The 23,925-nt window shown below is 73.0% G+C and carries 16 protein-coding genes and 1 pseudogene; 10 read left to right on the forward strand and 7 right to left on the reverse strand.

Features of this window, described 5'->3' with window-relative positions; all coding sequences use genetic code 11:
* The first annotated feature begins 35 nt into the window (after positions 1–35).
* From D7I43_RS20890 to D7I43_RS20930, 10 genes and pseudogenes are all read left to right on the forward strand, one after another.
* Positions 36–1,163 carry a Gfo/Idh/MocA family protein gene (locus D7I43_RS20890; protein ID WP_204985250.1) on the forward strand — a complete coding sequence of 376 codons (1,128 nt, stop codon included), beginning with the start codon at positions 36–38 and terminating at the stop codon, positions 1,161–1,163.
* Positions 1,160–1,669: pseudogene (locus tag D7I43_RS34410) on the forward strand (ATP-binding cassette domain-containing protein); the annotation flags it as partial. The gene D7I43_RS20890 and the pseudogene D7I43_RS34410, both read left to right, overlap by 4 nt.
* 210 nt (positions 1,670–1,879) lie before the next feature.
* Positions 1,880–2,665 carry an ATP-binding cassette domain-containing protein gene (locus tag D7I43_RS34415; protein WP_420870226.1) on the forward strand — a complete coding sequence of 262 codons (786 nt, stop codon included), beginning with the start codon at positions 1,880–1,882 and terminating at the stop codon, positions 2,663–2,665.
* A 236-nt stretch (positions 2,666–2,901) separates the two neighbouring features.
* On the forward strand, positions 2,902–3,927 hold the full coding sequence (locus D7I43_RS20900) for an ABC transporter permease (RefSeq protein WP_120330226.1): 1,026 nt from the start codon (positions 2,902–2,904) through the stop codon (positions 3,925–3,927).
* Positions 3,924–4,967 carry an ABC transporter permease gene (locus tag D7I43_RS20905; RefSeq protein WP_120330227.1) on the forward strand — a complete coding sequence of 348 codons (1,044 nt, stop codon included), beginning with the start codon at positions 3,924–3,926 and terminating at the stop codon, positions 4,965–4,967. The genes D7I43_RS20900 and D7I43_RS20905 overlap by 4 nt, the downstream gene beginning before the upstream one ends.
* Positions 4,968–4,999: 32 nt before the next feature.
* A complete protein-coding gene (locus tag D7I43_RS20910; protein WP_120330228.1) occupies positions 5,000–6,175 on the forward strand; it encodes a substrate-binding domain-containing protein in 1,176 nt (391 codons plus the stop codon).
* Positions 6,172–7,023: a sugar phosphate isomerase/epimerase family protein gene (locus D7I43_RS20915; RefSeq protein ID WP_120330229.1), complete on the forward strand. Its 852-nt coding sequence runs from the start codon at positions 6,172–6,174 to the stop codon at positions 7,021–7,023. Before D7I43_RS20910 ends, D7I43_RS20915 begins: the two co-directional genes overlap by 4 nt.
* Positions 7,024–7,117: 94 nt before the next feature.
* A complete protein-coding gene (locus tag D7I43_RS20920) occupies positions 7,118–13,117 on the forward strand; it encodes a ThuA domain-containing protein (RefSeq protein ID WP_120330230.1) in 6,000 nt (1,999 codons plus the stop codon).
* Between the two features lie 170 nt (positions 13,118–13,287).
* Positions 13,288–14,757 carry a serine/threonine-protein kinase gene (locus D7I43_RS20925; RefSeq protein WP_120330231.1) on the forward strand — a complete coding sequence of 490 codons (1,470 nt, stop codon included), beginning with the start codon at positions 13,288–13,290 and terminating at the stop codon, positions 14,755–14,757.
* 131 nt (positions 14,758–14,888) lie between these two features.
* Positions 14,889–15,293 (forward strand): RidA family protein, encoded by a 405-nt coding sequence (locus D7I43_RS20930; protein WP_204985251.1) that lies wholly within the window; start codon positions 14,889–14,891, stop codon positions 15,291–15,293.
* 22 nt (positions 15,294–15,315) lie between these two features.
* On the opposite strand, the gene D7I43_RS20935 is transcribed toward D7I43_RS20930, so the two are convergent.
* From D7I43_RS20935 to D7I43_RS20965, 7 genes are all read right to left on the reverse strand, one after another.
* Positions 15,316–15,924: a TMEM175 family protein gene (locus D7I43_RS20935; protein WP_120330233.1), complete on the reverse strand. Its 609-nt coding sequence runs from the start codon at positions 15,922–15,924 to the stop codon at positions 15,316–15,318.
* Between the two features lie 314 nt (positions 15,925–16,238).
* Entirely contained in the window at positions 16,239–18,170 is a 1,932-nt protein-coding gene (locus tag D7I43_RS20940) for a glycerophosphodiester phosphodiesterase (RefSeq protein ID WP_120330234.1), read from the reverse strand.
* Between the two features lie 87 nt (positions 18,171–18,257).
* Entirely contained in the window at positions 18,258–18,686 is a 429-nt protein-coding gene (locus D7I43_RS20945; protein ID WP_120330235.1) for a hypothetical protein, read from the reverse strand.
* A complete protein-coding gene (locus D7I43_RS34130; protein ID WP_120330236.1) occupies positions 18,683–21,142 on the reverse strand; it encodes an AAA family ATPase in 2,460 nt (819 codons plus the stop codon). The genes D7I43_RS20945 and D7I43_RS34130 overlap by 4 nt, the downstream gene beginning before the upstream one ends.
* Positions 21,143–21,210: 68 nt before the next feature.
* Positions 21,211–22,032 (reverse strand): hypothetical protein, encoded by an 822-nt coding sequence (locus tag D7I43_RS20955; RefSeq protein ID WP_120330237.1) that lies wholly within the window; start codon positions 22,030–22,032, stop codon positions 21,211–21,213.
* A gap of 139 nt (positions 22,033–22,171) precedes the next feature.
* The gene (locus tag D7I43_RS20960) at positions 22,172–23,095 is read right to left on the reverse strand and encodes a hypothetical protein (protein WP_120330238.1); all 924 of its coding nucleotides are present in this window, start codon (positions 23,093–23,095) and stop codon (positions 22,172–22,174) included.
* A 78-nt stretch (positions 23,096–23,173) separates the two neighbouring features.
* A complete protein-coding gene (locus D7I43_RS20965; RefSeq protein ID WP_120330239.1) occupies positions 23,174–23,707 on the reverse strand; it encodes a DUF4352 domain-containing protein in 534 nt (177 codons plus the stop codon).
* Positions 23,708–23,925: the final 218 nt, after the last annotated feature.

Consider the following 23,925-nt stretch of genomic DNA (forward strand, 5'->3'; position numbering starts at 1 on the left):
TTGACCCGGGCATAAGTTGTCGCTACCGTCGACGCATGTCTATGGCCGACGTGACAGCGGCGCCCAGCGAACCCGATTCCGAGCAGCGGACCCTGCGTGTCGCGGTCGTGGGCGCGGGGTTCATGGGGCAGGTGCACGCGGAGGCGGCGCGGCGCGCCGGAGCGAGCGTCGTGGCCGCCGTGGCGTCCCGACCGGAGGGTGCCGCCGCCGCGGCCCGCGCGGTCGGCGCCGAGGAGGGCTACCCCGACCTCACGACCCTGCTCGGCGACGCCGAGATCGACGTGCTGCACGTGTGCACGCCCAACGCCTCGCACGTCCCGACCGCCGCCGCGGCGCTCGCCGCCGGCGTGCACGTCGTCTGCGAGAAGCCACTCGCGACGAACAGCGCCGACGCGCGGACGCTGGTCGAGGCCGCCGGTGGGCGGGTGGCCACCGTGCCGTTCGTCTACCGCTTCCACCCGATGGTCCGGGAACTGCGGGCCCGGCTGGCCGCCGGGGAGGCCGGCGTGCTCGCCAGCGTGACCGGCGGGTATCTCCAGGACTGGCTGTCCCGACCGTCCGACGACGACTGGCGGGTCGACGCCGCGCTCGGCGGCCCGTCCCGGGCGTTCGCCGACATCGGCTCCCACTGGTGCGACCTGTTCGAGTTCGTGACCGGCGACCGGATCGCCCGCCTGTCCGCCCGCACCGCGGTCGTGCACGAGCGGATCCGCGGCGACGGCCGGGCCACCGAGGACCTCGCCGCCGTGCACTTCACCACCGCCGCCGGCATGGTCGGCACCCTGGTGGTGTCACAGGTCGCCGCGGGCCGCAAGAACCGGCTGCACCTGGAGCTGTCCGGCACCGACGCGAGCTTCGGCTTCGACCAGGAGGACCCGGAGCGGCTGTGGGTCGGCCGGCGCGAGGGCGGCCAGACGTTGCTGCGTGACCCCGCCACGCTGCACCCCTCCGCCGCGCGCTACGTCCGGCTCCCCGCCGGGCACGCGCAGGGCTACCAGGACTGCTTCGACGCGTTCGTCGCGGACACCTACCGCGCCATGCGCGGCGCGGACGTGCCCGACGGCCTGCCGACGTTCGCCGACGGGCTGCGCGCGGTCCGGATCACCGAGACCGTCCTGGCCTCCGCCGCCACCGACGGCGCGTGGACGGAGGTGCCGGGATGACACCCGGCCCGGCGACCCGCGTACGCCTGCGGGGGATCACCAAGTCGTTCCTCGGCGTGCCCGTGCTGCACGGGGTCGACCTGGACCTGCGCGGCGGCGAGGTGCACGCGGTGATGGGCGAGAACGGCGCCGGCAAGTCCACGTTGCTCAAGGTGCTGGCCGGGGTGCACCGCCCCGACGGCGGCACCGTCGAGGTCGACGGCACCGAGGTCTCCTTCGCCGGTCCCACCGACGCGCAGCGGGCCGGCATCGCGATCATCCACCAGGAGTTCACGCTCCTGCCGCACCGCACCGTCGCCGAGAACGTCTACCTCGGCCGCGAGCCCGTACGCCGGATGCAGGTCGACCGGCGGCGCATGGTGGCCGACACCCGCGCGTTGCTGGACTGGCTCGGCGAGGACGGGATCGCGCCGACCGACGTCGTGGCCTCGCTGTCGGTCGCCCAGCGGCAGGTCGTCGAGATCGTCAAGGCGCTGTCGACCGACGCCCGGGTGCTGGGCATGGACGAGCCGACGGCGGCGCTCGCCGACCACGAGGTGGAGCTGCTCTACGACCTCGTACGCCGGTTGCGCGAGCGGGGCATCGCCATCCTGTACGTCTCGCACCGGATGCGCGAGGTGTTCGACCTCTCCGACCGGATCACCGTCCTCAAGGACGGCCGCTTCGTCACCTGCGCGCCGACCCGGGAGCTGACCTCCGAGGACCTCGTCCGCCACATGGTGGGCCGCGACCTCGGCGAGTACTACCCGGACCGGGCCCGCCCCGGCGACCTCGGGCCGGTGCGTCTCGCGCTGCGCGGCGCCGGCAACGACCGCGTCCGGGACCTGACCTTCGAGGTGCGCGCCGGGGAGATCGTCGGGTTGGCGGGCCTGCAGGGCTCCGGCCGCTCGGCGGTGGCCCGCGCGGTGTTCGGCGTCGAGCCGTTCACCCGTGGGGTGCTGGAGGTGGACGGGACGCCGCGGCGGGTGGCGCGGCCCCGCACCGCCGTACGCCTGGGGATCGCGCTGGTCACCGAGGACCGCAAGGGCGACGGGCTGGCCCTGCGCCAGTCCGTGCGCGACAACACCCTGCTGGTACGCCGCGCCGCGCTGCGCGGCGCGCGTGCCCGCGCGCGGTCGGACCTGCCGGCGCTGCTCGGCATGGTCGCGGTGGTGGCCCGGGGCGAACACCAGGAGGTGCGGTTCCTGTCGGGCGGCAACCAGCAGAAGGTCGTCCTCGCCAAGTGGCTGGCCGTCGCACCGAAGGTGCTGGTCGTCGACGAGCCGACGCGCGGCATCGACGTGGGCGCGAAGCGGGCCGTGCACGAGTTGCTGCGGGACCTCGCGAGACGCGGTGTGGCGGTGCTGATGATCTCCTCCGAGCTTCCCGAGCTGATCGGGATGAGCGACCGGATCCTCGTCATGCACGACGGTGCGCTGGCCGGTGAGCTGCCGGCCGGTGCGAGCGAGGGGGCCGTGATGGCCCTGGCCACCGGGCACGGTCTCGCGGAGGCGGTGGCATGAGCGAGCGCAGCGAGCGAATCGTCAGGCACTGCGCGGTGGAGTCTCGTGACGGCGCCGACCGGAGGGAGGCGGCGGCATGAGCGAGCGGGGCGAGCGAATCGTCAGGCACTGCGCGGTGGTGTCTCGTGGCGGCGCCGACCGGAGGGAGGCGGCGGCATGAGCGAGCGGGGCGAGCGAATCGTCAGGCACTGCGCGGTGGAGTCTCGTGGCGGCGCCGACCGGAGGGAGGCGGTGGCATGAGCGTCGTGCAGGAGAACGTCTCCCCGGTGCGGCCGAGGACCGGCCGGGCCGCGCCGCGTCCGCGGCTCACGCCGGTCGCCATCGTCTACCTCGCGCTGGTGGCGCTGCTCGTCGTGGGCAGCGTGCTCGTCGGGCTGCGGGGCGAGGTCCTGCTCGACCAGGCCGGCATCCTCAACATCCTCACCCGGGCCGCCGCGCTCGGCCTCGTCGCGGTCGGGCAGACGATGGTGATCCTCACCGGGTCCCTCGACCTGTCGGTGGCGTACCTGATCGGCCTCACCTCGCTGATCGCGGCGGAGACGATGGCCGGGCGCGACGGCATGGTGGTGCCCGGTGTGCTGCTGGCGCTCGCGGTGGCCGCCGGCGTCGGTCTGGTCAACGGGCTGGTCATCACGGTCCTGAAGGCCAACGCGTTCATCGCGACGCTCGGCGTGGCGTTGATCCTGCGCGGCTACCTGGAGGACAACTACACCGGCCCGGCCGGCGACGTGCCGCGCGGCTTCCAGCACCTCGGTTACGACCGGATCGGCCCGGTGCCGGTGGCGGCGCTGCTCATGCTGGCCGTCGCGGCCGTGGCCTGGTGGTACCTGTCGCGCACCCGCCCCGGCTACCACATGTACGCGGTGGGCGGCGACATCGAGGTGGCCCGGCTGTCCGGGGTGCCGACCCGGCGGGTGGTCGTCACCGCCCACGTGCTGTGCTCGGTCGCCGCCGGCCTCACCGGCATCTACCTCGCGAGCCGCCTCGGCTCGGGCGCCCCGTACGTCGGCACCGACGCCGGCTACGACCTGGAGTCGATCGCCGCCGTCGTGCTCGGCGGCACGCTGCTCGCCGGTGGTCGCGGCGGCGTGGTGGGCACCATCGGCGGCGTCCTCATCCTCGCCACCCTGGACACGATCTTCGACGACCTCGCGGTCGACCCGTTCTTCAAGGACGTGGTGCGCGGCGTCGTCCTGGTGACCGCCGTCGCGCTGTACGCCCGGCGGATGACGGCCCGCCGCGCGCGGGGGAGGCTGGCATGACACGGGAGGCTGGCGTGGCCGCGCGCCGCGAGGGTGCCGCGTGCTGGCGTCCCCGGCTGGCCGAGGGCACCGCGCCGGTGCTGGTCGTCCTGCTCCTGCTGCTCGTCGGCCTCGCCGTCACCGGTCCCGCCTACGACGAGCCGTCCGGCTACCTGGCGCTGCTCAAGCGGGCCGCGCCGCTGATGATCCTCGCCATCGGGCAGTACTTCGTGATCGTCTCCGGCGGGTTCGACCTGTCGGTCGGTGCGCTGGTGACCGCCGGGGTGGTCATCGCGGCGCGACTCATCGACGGCGACGAGTCCGCCACGACGGGGGTGGTCCTGCTCGTGCTCGGCTTCGGCCTGCTGGTCGGCCTCGTCAACGGGCTGGTCACGACGAAGCTCCTGGTGCCGTCGTTCATCGTGACGCTCGGCATGATGCTCGTGCTCGACGGCGCGGTCTTCCTGTGGACCGACGGCGCGCCGCGCGGGGCGCTGTCCGCCGGGTTCCGCACGTTCGGGCGCGGCAGCGTGGACGTCCCGCTGCTCGGCGAGGTCCCGTGGTCGGTGCTCATCCTGCTGGCGATCCTGGTCGCCGCGGCGCTGTTCATGCGCGGCGGCACCGGCCGCGCGCTGGTGGCGGTCGGTGACAACGAGGCCGCCGTACGGCTGTCCGGCGGCCAGGTCGACCGGCTGCGGCTGCTCGCGTTCGTCCTGTCCGGCCTGCTCGCCGCGGTGGCCGCGATCCTGCTCGGCGGGTTCGCCGGCGTCTCGGCCCAGGTCGGCAACGGTCTGGAGTTCCGGGCGATCACCGCGGTCGTGCTGGGCGGCGTGCTCCTCGGCGGCGGTCGGGGCTCGGTGGTCGCGGCCGCGGCCGGCGCGCTGTCCCTGGAGGCGCTGTTCACCCTGCTGAACCTGCTCGGCGTGAGCGGCGCCCTCGAATCGGCCGTGCAGGGCGTCATCATCATCGCCGCCGTCGCCTACGCCGCCCTCGGCGGGGGCCTGCGGCAGCGGCTGCGGTGGCGGCCGAAGCGGAACAGCACCCAACCCGCTCCCTCCTGATGTCCCCACGGCTGGCAAAGGAGATCACGACAATGACCAAGAGATGGGCCCTGGTGGCCGTGGCGGGCGTGCTCGCCCTCGCCGGCTGTTCCAGCGACCTGCCCGAGGAGACGCCCTCGGGCTCCGGGTCACCCAGTTCCGACACCCGCAGGTCCGAGTTCTTCGACCAGGCCGAGTACGACCGCCAGCTCGCGTTCCGCGACGCCACGCCGCAGGGCCCGGACGGCAAGCCGTGGGAGCAGATGCTCGAGCCTCAGATGGTCGACACCGCGAAGTACGCCAAGCCGGGCGGGAAGTACCGGCTCTGCTTCTCCAACGCCGCGGTGGACAACCCGTGGCGGCAGGTGGGCTTCAAGACCATGCAGCAGGAGGTGAAGCTGCACCCGGAGATCAGCGACTTCGTCGTGTTGGACGCGGAGGCCAAGGACGACAAGCAGATCAGCGACATCCAGTCGCTGAGCGGCCGCGACTGCTCGGCGATCATCATCTCGCCGAACACCACGGCCACCCTCACACCGGCCGTCGAGCAGGCGTGCGCGACCGGCGTGCCGGTGATCGTGTTCGACCGGGGCGTCAACACCACCTGCCCGGTCACGTTCATCCACCCCATCGGCGGCTTCGCGTTCGGCGCGAACGGCGCGGAGTTCCTGAAGGAGAACGTCAAGCCCGGCGGCAAGGTCCTCGCGCTGCGCATCCTGCCCGGCGTGGACGTGCTGGAGCAGCGGTGGGCCGCCGCCAACGAGATCTTCTCCGGCAGCGAACTCGACGTGGTCGGTGTGGAGTTCACCGACGGGGACGCGGCCAAGACGAAGAGCATCGTGTCCGACTACATCCAGCGCGAGGGCACGATCGACGGTGTCTGGATGGACGCCGGCGCGACCGCCGTCGCCGCCGTCGAGGCGTTCCAGGACGCGGGCGTCGACGTGCCGGCCTTCGTGGGCGAGGACCAGCAGGACTTCCTGCGGCTGTGGGTCGACGAGGGCCTGACGGCTGTCGCCCCGACGTACCCCACCTACCAGTGGCGCACCCCCGTCATCGCGGCCGTGAAGATCCTCAAGGGCGAGCAGGTGCCGAAGGAGTGGGTGCTGCCGCAGCCGCGGATCACCGGCGAGAACGTCCGGGAGTACGTCAAGGAGGACATGCCGCCCCTGCACTACGCGATGTGCGGCTGCGAGGACATGCCGGGCTACCCGGGGCCGTGGAAGTGACTGCCCACCGCCTCGGGGTCAACACCTGGGTGTGGACCTCGCCGCTGACCGACGCGACCCTGGCCGCGCTGGCGGCCAAGGTCGCCGGGTGGGGGTTCGACGTGCTCGAACTCCCGGTGGAGAACCCCGGCGACTGGGATCCGACGCGGGCCGCCCGGGTGCTCGCCGACCACGGCCTCGGCGCCACCGTGTGCCTCGTGATGCCGCCCGGCCGCGAACTCGTGGCGGCCGACGCGGCCACGATCCGGTCCACCCAGGACTACCTGCGCCGCGTCGTGGACGCGGCCGCCACGGTCGGCGCGCCGGTGATCGCCGGCCCGGCGTACGCCTCGGTGGGCCGGACCTGGCGGCTGTCGCCGGGTGAGCGGGCGGGCGCGTACGCGCAACTTCGGGAGAGCCTCGCCCCGGTCGTCGCGCACGCGGGCGCGGCCGGCGTCACGGTGGCCGTCGAGCCGCTCAACCGGTACGAGACGAGCCTGCTCAACACCGTCGGCCAGACCGTCGAGGCGATCGGGGACCTGCCGCACTGCGGGGTCGCGCTCGACCTCTACCACCAGAACATCGAGGAGACCGACATCCCGGCGGCCGTCCGCGCGGCCGCCGGCCGCGTGGCCCACGTGCAGGTGTGCGGCAACGACCGGGGCACCCCCGGCACCGACCACCTGGACTGGCCGGCGATCCTCGCGGCGCTCGACGCGGCCGGCTACACCGGCTCGCTGTGCATCGAGTCGTTCACCGCGGAGAACGCCACCATCGCCACCGCCGCCTCCATCTGGCGTCCACTGGCCGAGAGCCAGGACGCCATCGCCGTCGACGGCCTGAAGTTCCTGCGGGCGGTGATGCCCTAGACCCGATCGCCACCACCGCGAATCCGACGGCGCCGGCACGCCGCACGGTCACGACAGCATCAGTTCCTCGCGTCCCAGGGAGGTTGCACATCCCATGAACGTGACCCGGCGTCCCCGGTGGGGACGGCTGCTCGCGATGCCGGTCGCCGCCGCGCTCGCGATGTCCATGATCGGCCCGTCGCCCGCCGCCGCCCACCCGGGCGCGCACGGCGACGCCCACGTGCTGATCTTCACGAAGACCACCCAGTTCCGGCACACCGAGGCGATCGAACAGGGCGTCCCGGTGCTGCAGGCGGCCTTCGCCGAGGCCGGCATCACCTCCGAGCACACCGAGGACTCGTCGGTCTTCAACGACGAGGACCTCGCCCACTTCGACGCCCTCGTGATGTTCCAGGCCTCCGGCGACCCGTGGACCGCCGACCAGAAGGCGGCCATGGAACGCTACATGCAGGCCGGTCACGGCATCGTGGCCATCCACAACGCCACCGACATGCGCGGCAACTACGCCTGGTGGGACAACATGATCGGCACGCTGATGCCCGGTCACGCCGCCACCGGGACCAGCCCCGGCCTGCCGGGCACCGTCCGCGTCGAGGACCACACCCACCCCTCCACGAGCCACCTGCCGCAGCGCTGGGAACGCGCCGACGAGTGGTACAACTACGCGCTCAACGTCCGCGGCGACGCGCACGTGCTCGCCACGATGGACGAGACGACGTACGACCCGGGCGGCAACGCCATGGGCTACGACCACCCGATCTCGTGGTGCAAGCCGTACGACGGCGGCCGTGCCTGGATGACCGGCATGGGCCACTTCGGCGCCCACTACACCGGTGAGCCGCAGCTCGTGCAGCACATCGTCGGCGGGGTGAAGTGGGCGGCCGGCATGGTCGAGGGCGACTGCGGCGCCACCACGTGGGACAAGTTCGAGCGCGTCCCGCTGGACCAGAACACCTCCGCCCCGTACGCCATGGACATCGCGCCCGACGGCCGGGTCTTCTACACCGAGCTGGTCCGCGGCGAGATCCGCGTCTACGACCCGCGCACCCGCACCACGTCGACGGCCGTCACCATCCCGGTGTACTCCGGCGGCGAGGACGGCCTGCTGGGCATCGCGCTCGACCCGGACTTCGCCGACAACGGCCACCTCTACGTCTACTACTCGCCGGCGAGCGCCGACGACACCGACCCCGACAACTTCGTCAACCGGCTGTCCCGGCTGACCGTCGGCGAGGGCTCGCAGATCGACCGGGCGAGCGAGAAGGTGCTGCTGGAGGTGCCGGCGCGGCGGCTGCCCGACGAGCCGGGGCACACCGGCGGCGGCCTGGACTTCGGCCCCGACGGCAACCTCTACCTCGGCGTCGGCGACGACGTGAACCCGCACTCCGAGCCCTCGGGCGGCTACGCGCCGCTGTCCGAGCGCGACGGCACCTTCCACGACGCGCGGGCCACCTCGGCCAACACCAACGACCTGCGCGGAAAGGTCCTGCGGATCCACCCGGAGCCGGACGGCACCTACTCCGTCCCGGAGGGCAACCTGTTCCCGCCGGGCACCGAGAAGACCCGCCCCGAGATCTACGCCATGGGCTTCCGCAACCCGTTCCGGTTCGCCATCGACCCCGAGTCGGGTGCGCTGGCCGTGGCCGACTACTCGCCCGACAACGGCAGCGACAACCCCGACCGCGGCCCGGCGGGCATCGCCGAGTGGAACCTCATCACCGAGCCCGGCTTCTACGGCTGGCCGCTGTGCATGGGCGACAACGAGCCGTTCCGCGACGTCGACTACCGCACCAACCCGGTGACCGTCGGCGCCTACTTCGACTGCGACAACCCCGTCAACGACTCGATCCGCAACACCGGCCTGCGGGAGCTGCCGCCGGCCAAGCCCGCGAAGATGTGGTACGGCTACCAACGCTCCTCGGTGCCGTCGGTCATCCCGCAGGGCGGCGGCCTCGCCCCGATGGGCGGCCCGTTCTACCAGTACGACCCGGACCTGGACTCCGACACGAAGTTCCCGGCGTACTACGACGGCAAGCCGTTCTTCTACGAGTGGTCCCGCAACAAGATGTACTCCATCATCCCGGGCGCCAACGGGACCGTGGAGAAGGTCAACCCGTTCCTGCCGCAGGAGCAGTTCCTCGCGCCGATCGACTCGAAGTTCGGCCCCGAGGGCTCCCTCTACGTGCTCGACTGGGGCGGCGGCTTCGGCCGGGACAACCCGAACTCGGGCCTGTACCGCGTCGACTACATCTCCGGGTCGCGCTCCCCGGAGGCGAAGGCCACCGCCACACCGGACTCCGGGCGGGCGCCGCTGGAGGTGCGGTTCGACGGCGCGCCTTCCTCCGACCCGGAGGGCGAGGCGCTCACGTACGCGTGGGACTTCGACGGCAACGGCACGGTCGACTCGACCGACCGGGCGCCCACCCACACGTACACCGACAACGGCGTCTACAACGCGCGGCTCACGGTCACCGACCCGCACGGCAAGACCGGCACCACGACGGTGCCGATCACGGTGGGCAACACCCGGCCGCAGGTGCGCTTCGAGGCGCCGCCGAACGGCGCGTTCTTCGACTTCGGTGACGAGATCAGCTGGAACCTGTCGGTCACCGACGCCGAGGACGCCCAGATCGACGACGCCGACGTGGTGATCCAACCGGCGCTCGGCCACGACGAGCACGCCCACCCGGCCGACCCGCTGCACGGGCGGACCGGCTCGGTGGTCACCGCCCTGGGCGGCGGCCACAGCGACGACATGAACGTCTTCTACGCCCTCGACGGGCGCTACACCGACTCGGGCGGCCCGGGTGGCATCCCCGCGCTCACCGGATCCCACACGACGCTGCTGTTCCCCAAGCAGCGGGAGGCGGAGTTCTTCGACGCCTCGCAGGGCGTCACGGTGGCGCCGGCACGGGACGTGGAGGGCCACGCGAACGCCATCACCGGCGCCAACGGCGCGTGGGCGTCGTACGACCCGGTGAACCTGCGCGGTGTGGACCGGCTCGTCCTGCGGGCCGCCGCGACCAGCGCGGGCACCGTCGAGCTGCGCCGCGGCGCTCCCGACGGCGCGCTGCTGGGCACCGCGCAGGTGCCGGCGACCACCGCCGGCCGCTACGTGGACGTACCCGTCCAGGTAAGCGACCCGGGGGAGACGTTCACCCTGTACGTGGTGTTCCCGGGCGCCGGCGAGCGGCGGCTGAACTTCATCGAGGCCGACGGCAAGGGTGTGTCCCCGACGACCAAGCCGAAGGTCACGGTGACCGCACCCGGACCGGACGACGACCTGGAGCCGGGCGCCATCGCGGTGACCGCGGACGCCTCCGACGCGGAGAACACGATCACGAAGGTCGAGTTCTTCGTCGACGACACCTCGATCGGCGTGGACACCACGGCGCCGTACGCGGTCACCTGGAACGCCACGACCGAGAAGCGCTACCGGCTGACCGCGGTCGCCACCAACGACAAGGGCGCCACCACCACCTCACGCATCGTGGAGGTGGAGGTCGGTGACCTCTACGGCGACTGGCAGACGTTCAGCAACACCAACGCCACGTTCGACCGGCCGGACACCGACACCTGGGTCGTCACCTCCGGTGGCGCGAACATGTGGCAGGGCACCGACCAGTACGGCTCGGTGTACCTCCCGGCGGCCGCCGGGAACCAGTGGACGGCCACCGTGAAGATCGCGCGGCAGGGCAACTCCAACGCCTCCGCCAAGGCCGGGCTCATCGTCCGCAACGACATCACCCGGCCCGGCACGTCGCCCGGCTACGCGGCCATGACGATGCGGGCCGGGCTCGGCTTCGAGTGGCTGCGCGACACCGACGGCAACGGGCAGCTCGACGCGAGCACCGGCGCCAGCACGACGAGCTACCCGGCGTGGGTGCGGATCGTGCGCGACGGCGCCCGGTACTACGGCTACTGGAGCAAGGACGGCGTCACGTTCACCCGCGTCGGCGACCCCGTGACGCTGCCCGGCGCCACGAGCCCGCAGGACATCGGGCTCGCGGTGACCGCGCACAGCGCCACGGCCACCAGCGAGGTGGAGTTCACCGGGTTCAGCCTGGTGGACAGGGCCATCCACCCCGGACCGGACCCCGAGCCGGAACCGGGACCGGGCTGCCTCGTCACCGGCTCCGACCCGTTCGACGGCGACGCGCTGAACACCACCCGCTGGACGGTGGTGCGCCACGCGCCGGACCTGCCGGTGCGGGTCGCGGACGGCACGCTCGTGCTGCCGGTCACCAACGGTGACATCAACGAGGCCGCGACCGGCCCGATCAGCTACGTCGGCCAGCCGGCGCGGCCCGGGTCGTGGACGGTGCGGACGAAGGTGTCCCTCGCGCACACCCGGGAGTGGCAGCACGCCGGGTTGCTGATGCACGGCGGCGACAACGACTACGTGAAGCTGGCGTTCACCCGCAACTCGTCCGGCGGGCGGCTGCTCGAGTTCCAGACGGAGGCGGCGGGCACCCGCACGTGGCACGCCAACGTGACCGTGCCGGCGGACTTCCCGCCGGCCGTGCACCTGCGGCTGACCAGCGACGGGTCGAAGCTGACCGCCGCGTACTCGACCGACGGCGAGACCTGGACGGCCCTGGCCGGCCAGGCGACGGTGATCCCACGCGCCACGATCGGCCTGATGGCCGCCGGTGACACGGCGGCACACGCGGTCGACGCGGTGTTCGACCACTTCACCCTCACACCCGACACGGGCGACGACGGTGTGCGGGCGCCGGGCGACGAGTTCGACGGCGACGCGCTCGACGGCTGCCGCTGGAACGCCGTGGTCCGCTACGACTCGTCGAAGGTCGCCGTCACCGACGGCCAGCTGCGGATCGAGACGCAGCCCGGCGACATCAACGGCGACACCAACCAGTCGCCGCGCAACTTCGTCCTCCAGGACCTGCCCGACGGGGACTGGACCATCCAGACCCGGCTGACGCCGACGATGCTGCACCGCTGGCAGCTGGCCGGGTTCCTCGTGTACGCCGACGACGACAACTACGTGAAGTTCGACGTGGTGGCCACGAACACCAGCGGCGCGCCGACCGACCTGCGGGCCGAGCTGGTGTCCGAGCGCAACGGCCAGTTCGGCAACGGCGGCAACCGGTCGATCGACGTCGCCGAGGCGACCGAGAGCGGCTGGTACGACCTGCGGCTGAAGCGGACCGGGAACACCTACTCGGCCGAGATCAGCGACGGCGGAGTCACCTGGACCTCCCTCGGCGACCCGGTGACCAACGACGCGCCGATGACCTCGTTCGGCCTCATGGCGCTCGGACCGGAGCAGGTGTCGCCGGTGACGGTGGCGTTCGACTACTTCCGGGTGGTCGACACGGTGGCGCCGTCGGTGTCGGTGGCCGTCGACCCGGCCGCACCGAACGGCGACAACGGCTGGTACGTCTCGCCGGTCACCGTCTCGGCCACCGGGACGGACGACCGCGGCCCGGTGCGGATCTCGTACCGGATCGGCGACGGCGAGTGGACCGACTACCGGGAGCCGGTGAGGGTGACCGGGGACGGCACGCGTGAGCTGCGGTTCCGGGCGGTCGACGAGGCCGGCAACGTCTCGACGGAGTCGGTCGTGTCGCTGCGGGTCGACGCCACGGCCCCGGTCGTGTCGTTCGGCGGGGTCACCGACGGCGGCTCCTACGAGCTGGGCGAGCGGCTGCCGATCACGGCATCCGCGAAGGACCCGGCCTCGGGTGTCGCGTCGGTGGTCGTCACGCTCGACGGCACGCCGGTCAGCGGGCCGGTCGCCCCGACCGCGGGCGCCCACCGGGTGACCGCGGTGGCCACCGACAAGGCCGGCAACGTCACCGAGTCGGCGGCGTCGTTCGAGGTGGTCGCGACGTACGCGAACACGGTCGCGCTGGTCGACCGGTACCAGGAGGAGGGGCTCGTCCCGCAGCACCGCGCGGCTGCCATGAAGAGCCAGCTCAAGGTGGCCGAGCGCCTGGTGAAGGCCGGGCAGGAGCCGCAGGCCGAGGCGGCGCTGGACCGGTACGCGTCGTTCGCCGACGCCGTCGCCGACCAGCCGGCGCGCACCCAGTTGATCGCGGCCGGCGAGTACCTGCGGGCCCACCTGTGAGGAGATGACGGCGAGCCGGTGCCGGCCGGCTCCCGACCGGTGCCGGAGCACGCCAGGCGTGCTCCGGCACCCGGTGTCCGCGACTGCCGCTGACACGCCTTTCCCACGCGCCGACGGCTTCGGGCAGGAGGCGTGCGTGAGATCGGCGAGTCCGGGGTACGGGTTCCCCTATGCCGAGAGAGGGGCAAGTCGTCGGAGGCCGTTACCGCCTGGAGGAGAAGATCGCCAGCGGCGGTATGGGTGACGTGTGGCGGGCCGTGGACGAGACGCTGAGCCGCTGCGTGGCCGTCAAGACGCTGCACTCCCGCCTGGTCACCGACGCCGAGTTCGGCGAACGGTTCCGTCGCGAGGCGCGGGCGATGGCGGCCCTGCGTCATCCCGGTGTCGCCCAGGTCTACGACTACGGCGAAGTGTCACTGCCCGGCGAGCCGGCCCTCGCCTACATCGTCATGGAGTGCGTGCAGGGACAGCCCCTGGCGGCGCGGATCGCCGAGGCGCGGCGGCTCGACCCGGCCGAGACGATGTCGATGGCGGCGCAGACGGCCCGCGCCCTCGACGCCACCCACCGCGCCGGCGTCGTGCACCGCGACGTCAAGCCCAACAACCTCATCATCGAGCCGGACGGGCACGTCGTACTCGTCGACTTCGGCGTCGCCGTCACGCAGGAGGCCGTAAGCCTCACCGCGGCGAACAAGGTCGTCGGCACCCCCCTCTACATGGCCCCCGAGCAGGTGGCCAGGAACGAGACCACCCCCGCCATCGACATCTACGCGCTGGGCGCCGTCACCTACCACTGCCTCGCCGGTCGACCGCCCTACCAGGGAGACAACGCCGTCACGGTCGCACTGCGACACCTCGAGGACGAGCCGCCGCCGCTGCCCGAGGACGTCCCGGCGGAGCTCCGGCAGTTCGTGGCCACCGCGATGGCCAAGGAACCCGCCGACCGGTTCCCGACGGCGGCCGCGATGGCCGGCGCGGCGCAGGCCCTCGCGGACTCGTACGCCCGGCCGGGGAGCCCCACGGTTCGGGCGGCGTGGAGCGAACCGCCGACCGTTGCCCTCACCCCGCGACAGCCGACCTCCAGCGGTACGCCCCGCCGGCTCGTCGGCCGGGAACCCACCAAGGTCGCGGTGCTGCTCGGTTCGCTGGCCGCCGCGGCCGCCGTCCTGGCGCTCGCCGACCCGGCCGGGACGATGTCGGACCGGACCGGACGACTGTCGGAGCCGTCCGCGGTCTCTCCCACGGTGTCGCCGTCGACCCGGCCCGCGCAGGTGGAACCTGGCCCTGGCGCCGGTGGCGGTGAGCCGGTCGCGCGCACGTCTGCCGGCGTGCCGACTCGCGCGCCCGGATCCGCCAGCCCGACGGCCACCCGCCCCGCAGCTGGGAGTACCACGGGCGCTACGCCCACGGGTGAAAGCGGCTCGCCGGATCCCACCACCTCCGGCAGCGCTTCGGCTGACCCGACCGGTCCGCCGACGGGCGGAACGACCGGCGGCCCGACCGTGGAACCGACCGACGAGCCCAGCGCGGACCCCACCGGGGAGCCGACCGAGGAGCCGACCGGGGAGCCGTCGGCGGACGAATCGACGGCCGGGGACGACGCGGCGTCCCTGCGTCAGCCGACGCCGGACGGATCCTGACTGGGCGAGCCGCGCTGCGGCAATTCGCGGCTCTGCCGCCATCTCGGCGTCACCGACACGGTGCGGCGGGTGACAATGGGTCGATGCCGGTGCGCGCGGACGCACCCCGACTCGATCCCGACGGAGGAGCCTTGAGCGCCACGGTCACGTCGTTCAGTTATGACGTTCCCTGGGAGGGCCTGTACGGGTTCAGCCAGGCCATGCAGGTCGGCGACACGGTCTACATCTCCGGTCAGCTCGCGCACGACGCCGAAGGGAACTTCGTCGGAGAAGGCGACTTCGACGCCCAGGTGAACGCGACGCTCGACAACCTCGACAGGGTGCTGGCGCACTTCGGTGCCTCCCGGCGTCAGGTCGTGGAGACCACGGTCCTCGTCGTGGGGTTGCGCGAACACTTCGACGCGGTGGCCGCGGCGCACTCCCGCTACTTCGGCGACCACCGTCCGACCAGTACGGTCAGCGGTGTGGTGGAGCTGGCGCTACCGGCCCAACTCGTCGAGATCGGGGCTGTCGTCCGCCTGGACATCGCCGCCTGATCCCAATCTCCGGACCTCTGCCCTACGTCCGGTCCCTGGCGGTCTCGCCCCGGATCGGCAGCCAGTAGAACGGGATGAACATCGCGATCACCGCCACGCCGAGAGGAGGGAACAGCGCACCCAGGACGGTGCCGGTGGCGATCCAGGTGAGGGCGAGCCGGAAACGCCGACCGAGGGCCTTCGCGCCGGCGAGGTCGATCGTCGTCGCGAGCAGCCGGCGGTGCCGCCGTACGTGGCCCCAGATGGCGTTGAACAGGACCGCCGCCAGCCCGAACGTGAGGCCGTGGAGGACGACGGCGGCGCGCTGCCCGTGTCCGTCCCGGAACGCCTGGGCCAGGACCGACGCGGCGAACGGCAGGAACGCGATGTCCATCAGCAGCACGGTGTTGAGGAACAGCACCATCCGATCGGCGACGCGGATCTGGTCGAACATGACGTGATGGTTGGCCCACACCTGCCCGATGAGCATGAAGGTGACCGCGTAGGCCAGATACGACGGCCAGAGTGCGGCCAGGCCGTCGGCGAGATGGCGGGTGTCCTGCGGCGGCCGGATCTCCAGGACGAGCAGGGTGACGGCGATGGCGATGACCGCGTCGCTGAACGCCACGAGCCGGGAGGGATCGCGCTCCATCCCGAAGGGCGTCGACCGTCCCGGCCACCGAGCGGGTTCTGTCACCGTCCCAGCGTCCGGCATCGGCCCCCTCGACGCCCGCAGCCGGGGCGTGTGTCCCGCAGCGCGTTGCTCGTCGTCCGGGCGCGCCGGCGCCGCGATCGACACCTACTTCGTCCTGGGCAGCGTGCCGCTCGTCGGGATCACGGCCGCCCACGTCCGTCGGCGGGTTCCCGGAGCCCGAACGGCAGACCGCCGGGATCGGCCGCGCCCACCCACATCGAAAGGAAGGTCCCCGCCGTCGGAGCAGACGGCGGGGACCGGTGGTGCGAAAACTACTTCTGCGCGAGCGCCCGGGCGTCGGCGACGATGACGCCGGCGACGTCCGGCGGCACCTGCTTGCCGGCCTGCACCGTCGCGTACGTGGCCAGCGCCGCGTACTGGCCCTGGCTCAGCAGCGCCGTCATCGCGGTGAGCGCGGACTGCTTGGCGCCGGAGGTGAGGATCACGTAGCCCAGGCCCGCCTGGCTCGGCGTCACCGTGAAGGTGCTCGTGGCGGTCGCCGTACCCTCCGGACCGGTCACCTCGGCGCGGATCGTGTGCTCACCCGCGGCCAGCGTACGCAGGTCGAGAGCACGCCCGACCTCGGTCTTCACCCCGTCGACGGTGACGGTGACGGTCTCGGCGTTGGTCGCGGCCACCGCGACGACCGGGGACTGGGCCCGGTCGAGGCGCGCCTCGTCGGCCGGCGAGGTGATCGCCACGGTCGGCTCGGCGCTGGGACGCTGCTGGAACGCGGAGTTCCACCCGACCAGCTCGGAGGGACGGTTGGTGATCACCCCGTCGACGCCGATCCGCTCCAGCCGCTGCCAGAGGCTGGCGGAGTCCATCGTCCACGCCATGACCGCGACACCGGCGGCGTGCAGCGGGGCCACGATCTCCGGCTTGGCCAGCAGCGCGTTGCCGTCCGGGTTGTACGCGGTGAGGTGCAGCTCGCGGGCGATCGCCACCGGGTCGGCGTCGAGGCTGCTGCGCAGCAGGCCGAGGGGCAGCTCGGGCGCCAGCTCGTACGTGTAGCGCAGCGCGTCGACCTCGAAGCTCTGGACGAAGACCCGGCCCGTCATCTGCTGGTCGCGGACCACCTGGACGATCTTCGCGACCTCGTCCTTCGTGTGCCGGCCCTTGATCTCCAGCAGCAGGTTCCCGCCCCGCGTACGCAGGTCGGCGAGCTGCTCGGCCAGCGTCGGGACCCGCTCGCCCGCGTACTGCGGTGCGAACCACGAACCGGCGTCGAGCGCCTTGATCTGCGCGGCGGTCAGGTCGCGGATGTTGCCGGTCCCGTCGGTGGTCCGGTCGACGGTGCCGTCGTGCAGCACGAACGGGATCCCGTCCTTGCTCGGCTGCACGTCGTTCTCGATCCAGTCGGCGCCACCCTTGCGCGCGATCTCCTGCGCGACCAGGGTGTTCTCCGGCGCGGCCGCCGACGCGCCCCGATGCGCGATCACCGTGAGCGGGCTGCCCTCCGGGCGGAGGAACCCGTTCGGTGGCAGCTCGGTGACGACCACGTCGTCGTACGAGACGGTGCCGCCGTTGACGAACAGCGCCTGCACGCCGTTGGCGGAGCGCTGGAGGCTGCTCGTACGCATCATCTCGCGCCCGTCGAAGATCCAGCGGGCCTGGTTGCCGTGCACCTCGACGGCGACGCGCACGTCCCGGCCGGTGCCGGCGGCGTACGGCGCGGAGGCGGTGTTCGTGACGACCCACGCGTTGCCGGTGGTCCGCTGGGCGAACTCGAGACCGTTGGAGGCCGTGCTGCCGCTGCGCATGGTGGCGATCCACCACGGCGTCGCCCCGTCGGCCGGCACGTCGATGCCGAGCGACGCCCAGCGGGTCGCCGCCTGCACCGACTCGAAACGCATGGTCGCCTCGAACCGGAAGTCGTTGAGGTACCGCCCGAACGTGATCTTGTTGTTCGCGCTGGCGCTCGCCGACGTCCCGTACAGCCGGCCGTTCTCGACCTTCCACGTCCCGTCGACCGCGTTCCAGCCGGCGGGCAGCGACCCCGAGGAGAAGTTCTCCGAGACGACCACGTCGCCCGGCTTCGCGGTGGCCGGCGACGAGGTCGCGACGGCCACCGCGGCGGCGGCACCGGTGACGGCGAGCGCGGCGGCGACGGCGGCGACCCGGGTACGCGTGGCGGCGAGTCTCGGGGCGGCGAGGATCTTCGTCGCCCGGCCGCCCGGCGATGATGCGGAATGGACAGTCATGGTCGCCGACCGTAGGAAGCGGAGCCGACCACATGATCAACCGAGCGTGGCAGGCACGGGAACGCTCGGTGTACGGAACCGATCGGGTCACGTCGCGCGCGACGGGCCGGCGTCCTGGAGCCGGGTGAGCAGGGTGGCCACCTCCGTGTGCAGGCGGCGCAGCTCCGCGGCCGTCGGCGCCAGCTCGTAGCAGTGGTGGTGCGCCGCGGCGGACAGCGTCGCCCAGGCGAACGCCACCCGCCGGGCCGTCTCGGTGCCCGGGCCGAGCCGGCCCCGCAGCATGAGCTGCTTGGCGCGGCCCTGCCGACAGGCGGCCACGGTCGGCTTGACCCGCCGCCAGTAGGCGTCGATCCCGCCTTCGAGAGCGAGCCGGATGAGGCAGGCGCAGGCCCGCGGCCACCATCCGGCGGTCACCGCGGTGGCGCCGAGCGCGCCGGCGCCGCGCAGCAACTGGTCGGCCGCCGCCAGACAGCGCTGCGGCGACGGGCTCCGCCCGGCTGCCGCCGGCCGCGTCACGACAGCACCCCCACGAGGTGGCGGACGTCCGCGACCAGTCCGGGCAGGTCCGCCAGGTACGCCCCGTGCACCCCTTCCCGGCACGCCTTGTACGCGGTCACGGCCCGCGGCCCGTGCCGGCGGCTGAGCCAGCCGAGCACGTCACCGCCCCGGTCGGCGTCGTCGAACACCGCGAGGGCCACGATCGTGGCGACCCGGCGGGACGCGTCCTCGATGGCCTTCTCGATGTCGACGTGCGGCACCCCGCGCGCCACCCGCCTCCGCCAGACCGTCCGGTGGCAGGCCGCCTCGACCGCCGAGCGGCACAGCTCGGCGATCACCGGTCCGCGTACCTCGGCGGCGATCTCGTCGTTGCGCGCCAGCGCGTACGCGTCGTCGAGGTAGCGGGTCACCGGGTCCGAGCCGGTGCGCAGCGTCACCACCGACCGCTCCGCCCGGGTCACCTCGACGATCCGCGCGCGACCGAGGTCGAGCCGGCCGATCGCGTCGGGCAGCCGCGTGTCGTGCGTGAACACCACGACCTGCCGCTGCTCGGCCAGCTCGGCGAGCACCCGGGCGAGGCCGTCCACCTTGGCCGGATCCATGCTCTGCACCGGGTCGTCCACGACGACGAACCGGAACGGACTCTCCGGCGCGCAGCCGCGCGGCAGGAACGTCGCCAGACCGAGGGCGTGCATCTCGCCCTGGCTCATCACCCCGAGCGCGGTGCCGTTGTCGGCGCCGTCCACGCTCACCGGGAACACCACCCGCCGCCGGGTGTTGTTCCCCTCCAGCCTCATGGCGCCCAGCTCGACGTTGCTCTCCTGCCGCAGCTGCGACCAGATCCGCTGCGAGTGCTCCGCGAACGGCGCCAGCCGCTCGTTGCGCACGTCCGCCGCCGTGGCCTTCAACCAGCTCCGGGCCGCCTTCAGCCGGCCGAGGGTCGCCTCCCGCTCCGGCAGCCGGGCCGCGGCGTCCATCCAGGCCCGCAGCTCGGCCGCCGCCTGCCGCCAACCGGTGTCGCGCTGCCGCAGGAAATCCTCGGCGTACGCGCGGACGACCCGCGCCGCCTCCACAACCGCCGGGTACCGGGCGGTCAGATGCGCGGCCAGCTCCGCCGGCTCCCCGGGCAGCTCCCGCAGCGCCGCCACCGCCCGCCGCAGCTCGGGGACCGCCTGGCGCAGCCCGTCGAGCGGCACCTCCACGGCGTCGCCCTCGGGCACCGCCAGATCGTCGACCAGGTGCCGCGCCTGCCGCACCAGCGCGTCGAGCCGCGCGCCCGCGGCCTGCGCGGCGAGGCTGCGGTCCCGAAGCCGCACCAGGGAGGCCGCCGCCGCCGAACGCCATTCGTCGTCGAGCCGGCCCGCCGCGCACACCGGGCAGGGGCCGTCGCCGCTGTCCTCGTGGTGCTCGATGGCCAGGCGCAGCAGCTCCGCGCTGCGCAGCGCGGCCCGCGACCGCCCGCCGTCGTGCCGCCGTACCTCCGCCTCCGCGTCCACGAGCCGGGCGGCGAGGTCCGTCACCGCCTCCGGGGCCGGCACGGTGAGCCCGGCCAGCGCCCGGCACACCCGCAGCGGGCCGTCGGCGGTGACGTCGTCCGGTTCGTCGAGGATCGCGGCCAGCGCCGTCAGGTCGACCGCGCCGCGCCCCGTCAGCAGAGCGGCGGCCCGGCGGGCCCGGTCGTCGTCCACCTCGCCCAGACGCGCGGCGAGGGCGGCGCGCTGCGCGCGTACCTCCTTGACGACGCCCTCGACGGGCCGGGCGGCGGCCATCAGCCGCTGGTCAGCGTCGGTGACCGCCTCCAGGCCGAGGATCGCGGAGATCGCGTCGAAGAGCTGGCTCTGCGTGCCGGCGGCGAGCCGGCCCAGCTCGGCGGCGGTGAGGAACGGCCGGTACAGGGCCAGGGGACGCGCCAACCCCAGCTCGGCCAGGTCCGCGTGCCGCCCCTGCTCGCTCGTGACGGACACCTCCGCGTCGGCGAGCCCCGCGCCGAGCGGCCACGACCGGGACACCGTCACCGGCCGGGCCACCCCGTCGACCCGCAGCTGCACCTCGATCCAGCACGGGTCCGGGCTGTGCAGGTTGCGCCACCCCGTACGCCAGATGCTCGTGCGGTCCGCCCAGCGGGCGCTGTCGCCGGTCAGCGCCAGCTCGACGGCCTCCGCGAAGCTCGACTTGCCCGACCCGTTGCGACCCACGACCAGGGTGATGCCCGGGCCCGGCCCGATCGGCAGGGTGCGCTCCGGGCCCACCCCGCGGAAACCGGCCACGGTGATCGCGGAGAGCCAGATCTGCGCCGAGGACTCCCGGTCGCCCGGGGTGTCCAGGGTCAGGCTCGGCGCGTCGCCGCGCAGGGCGGCGGCCAGGTCGTCGTCGCCGCAGAGCGCGGCGAGGACCAGCTCGGCGGTGGCGGTGGGCACGTGCTCGTCGGCGAGCCGGTTGAAGATCAGCTCGACCAGGGGATCGGTGCGGGTCATGAGACCTCCGGCTGACGTGGGCGGGGGAGGACTTGGGGGCGTGGGCCGGTCCGCTCGTGGTGGTGGTGTCAGGCCGCCAGCGCGTGCCAGTCGCGCAGGAACGCCTCGACGAGGCCGTGCGCCCGCTCGCGTACGTCGAACCGCTCCTCGACGCGGCGGCGTGCCATGTGCGCGAGGCCGTCGGCGGCCTCGTTGAGACAGTGGTAGGCGTGCGCCTTGACGTGGGTGAACATCAGGTCAGGGCGCCCGGCCACCAGCTCGGCGAGCCGCACCAGTGTCGGCTTCATCCCGGAACGGCGGGGGCGCAGGTCGTAGCCGGCGGGCATGGACTCCGTCTCGCCGCCCTGCCAGCGGTGCAGGAAGGCCAGCGCCGGCACGGAGTCCACGAGCACGGTCATGCCGGCCGGCGGCGTGTCGTACGCGGTGAGCAGGAACTCGACCGCCCGCAGCTCGCTGACCAGCACCCGCGAGCAGCCGGTCGGATCGCCCCGCCCCGACCGGCGGCCGCGCAGACCGTACCGGCCGTCGCTGGCGACGTACCCGATCCCGCCGGCACGCCCCTTCCAGCTGGCGTCGGTCGCGGCGATCACCGGCCCGGACGCCGCCGCCCAGCGGCGGACCTGCCCACGGCCCGGCTGGTGCGCGGACTCGTGGTGCGGCCGGCAGGCCAGGTCGTGGCGGGCGGCGAGCCGCTCGGCGGTGTCGAGCAGGCGTGCCGCCTCGCCGAACTCGTCGTAGCGGGCGGCCGTCAGCGCCAGCCGGACGGCGTCGCCGATCGTGGTGCAGGACTCGCAACACCGCGGCCTGACGTAGGTGCGCAGGGCGAGGACGCGGTCGTGCAGGGGAGCGGGGAGCAGCTCCAGGGCGCGAAGGAACTCGTCGGGACGCACGGCACCTCCTGACGTGTCGTGACGGGTGGTGGAGGGGGCAGGACGTGGTGGCGGATGCCGGCCACGGTGGTGCGGTGCGGTGCGGCCGATGCCGATGCCGATGCCGATGCCGATGCCGATGCCGATGCCGGTGGCGGGATCAGGCCGGGGCGATCGTCCAGTTGCCGTCGGCGGTGATCTGGACGAGGGCGGGAGCGGACAACGGCCGCACCCCGGAGTAGGCGCCGATCTCGTTGACCAGTAGGCCTCCCTCTCCCGTCTCGAGTGAGTAGGCGTGGACGGCGAAGTTGGAGTCGCCCCGACGGTGCGTGATCTTGGCGGCGGTGGCGTCGCCACCCAGCACCACCACGTCGTCGCCGGTGCCCGAGGCCTTCCCGGTCGGGGCTTTGGTGGCCAGCTGGTCGACGGACCCGATCGTCAGGGTCCACGAGCCGCTCGCCTCGATCTCGAACTGGGTGGTCAGCGAGCCGTCCTCCAGGTTGATCCACCGCTTGCCGCTGTACGCGCCGATCTCGTTGACGAGCAGCCCGTCTCCGTCGCTCCGCAGCACCGTGTTGCTCGTGCACTTGCAGGTGAACTTCACGACGGCCAGGTCGGTCAGCTCGCGGATGCGTACGACGTCGTCGCCGCGTCCCTTGATGACCTTCGGCTTGGGGGTGGGCGGTGCCGTGGTGGGCGTGGGCTCCGTCGTCGCCGGGGCGGCCGACGTGGGCGCCACCGTGGTCGGCGCCGCGGTCGTCGGTGCCGCGGCGGTGGTGGGTGCGGCGGCGCTGGGGCTCGTCGAGATGGCGGCGCTGGGCGTCGGCTCACCATCGTCGTCCCCGCTGATCGCGTTGATGGCGGCGCCTCCGCAACAGAGCGCGACGACGAGGGCGGCGCCCCCGACGACGAGGGCACGGGCGTTGGACTTCGTGGGACGGGCCGCGTTCGGCGGGGCGGGGAAACCCGGGGCCGGATGCTGAGGCGCCGTCGGACCCGGCGGGAAGGCGGGCGACGGCTGCGGCGGCACGCCGGCCTGGTGGGTGCCCTGGTCGGGCGTCAGGGGGACGTTCGGGTCGCTCACGGCGTTCTCCTCGTTCTCCTCGTGTGAACAGGGGGAGGCGGGGCGGGCGGTGACGCCCGCCCCGGGACGGGTGGTCGATCAGGAGAGGGAGACCTCGACGCCGCCGGAGAACGGCGAGTCGTGCAGCTCGAGCTTGGCGAGCTTGGCCTTCTTGGGGATGTCGAAGACGAGGACGCCGGTCACCTGGTTGCCAGGGTTGATCTCGTTGAACAGGGTCTGCTGGTCCTTGTTGGCGTAGATCGCGGCCTCGGAGTCCGTGGAGTACTCGGTGCCGTCCGCGGCGTACGCCTTCTGGCTGCTGTCGACGAGGGTCTGCGGCTCCTTGCCGATGTTCTTCACGTTGACCGTGATGAGGCAGAACTGGCCCTGGGCCTTGTCGCCGATCAGATCGCTACCGACCTTGGCGACGCCGCACTTTGACGACTTCACCGTGAACTCGAACTTGCCGTCCCGGGCCGCCTGGCCGATCTTCGCGGTCTTCGCCGCCTTCTCGTCGCCCTTGGCCCCGCCCTCGTCGCTGCTGGAGCTGCTCGCGTTGTCGGTGGCGCCGGCGCCGCAGCCCAGGGCGACGACGGCGGTGGCGAAGAGAGCGAGGGTCGTGGTCTTGCGCATTGGCTTCTCCTGAGTGGGGTGTGGCATCGCCCAGCGACGCCGCAGGGGGATGAACAGTGATCGCGCCGCATCACGTGGAGCGAAAGCAACGCCAGTAAAGCATCGCGTGAAAACACTGTCAATCGCGATGTTGCCATGAATGGCCGGCTGCCCTAGGGTTGCGGTGACCGGCCGTCAACCGAGGAGTCGACATGCCACAGGTCACCGCCGCGGAGATC

The sequence above is a fragment of the Micromonospora globbae genome (assembly GCF_003610785.1).
Classification (GTDB): domain Bacteria; phylum Actinomycetota; class Actinomycetes; order Mycobacteriales; family Micromonosporaceae; genus Micromonospora; species Micromonospora globbae.

Coding starts and splice junctions, on each gene's coding strand:
- D7I43_RS20905 (WP_120330227.1), top strand. CDS start 3,924: ATGACACGGGAGGCTGGCGTGGCCGCGCGCCGCGAGGGTGCCGCGTGC.
- D7I43_RS20940 (WP_120330234.1), bottom strand. CDS start 18,170: ATGACTGTCCATTCCGCATCATCGCCGGGCGGCCGGGCGACGAAGATC.
- D7I43_RS20920 (WP_120330230.1), top strand. CDS start 7,118: ATGAACGTGACCCGGCGTCCCCGGTGGGGACGGCTGCTCGCGATGCCG.
- D7I43_RS34415 (WP_420870226.1), top strand. CDS start 1,880: ATGGTGGGCCGCGACCTCGGCGAGTACTACCCGGACCGGGCCCGCCCC.
- D7I43_RS20890 (WP_204985250.1), top strand. CDS start 36: ATGTCTATGGCCGACGTGACAGCGGCGCCCAGCGAACCCGATTCCGAG.
- D7I43_RS20900 (WP_120330226.1), top strand. CDS start 2,902: ATGAGCGTCGTGCAGGAGAACGTCTCCCCGGTGCGGCCGAGGACCGGC.
- D7I43_RS20935 (WP_120330233.1), bottom strand. CDS start 15,924: ATGGAGCGCGATCCCTCCCGGCTCGTGGCGTTCAGCGACGCGGTCATC.
- D7I43_RS20965 (WP_120330239.1), bottom strand. CDS start 23,707: ATGCGCAAGACCACGACCCTCGCTCTCTTCGCCACCGCCGTCGTCGCC.
- D7I43_RS20925 (WP_120330231.1), top strand. CDS start 13,288: ATGCCGAGAGAGGGGCAAGTCGTCGGAGGCCGTTACCGCCTGGAGGAG.
- D7I43_RS20910 (WP_120330228.1), top strand. CDS start 5,000: ATGACCAAGAGATGGGCCCTGGTGGCCGTGGCGGGCGTGCTCGCCCTC.
- D7I43_RS34130 (WP_120330236.1), bottom strand. CDS start 21,142: ATGACCCGCACCGATCCCCTGGTCGAGCTGATCTTCAACCGGCTCGCC.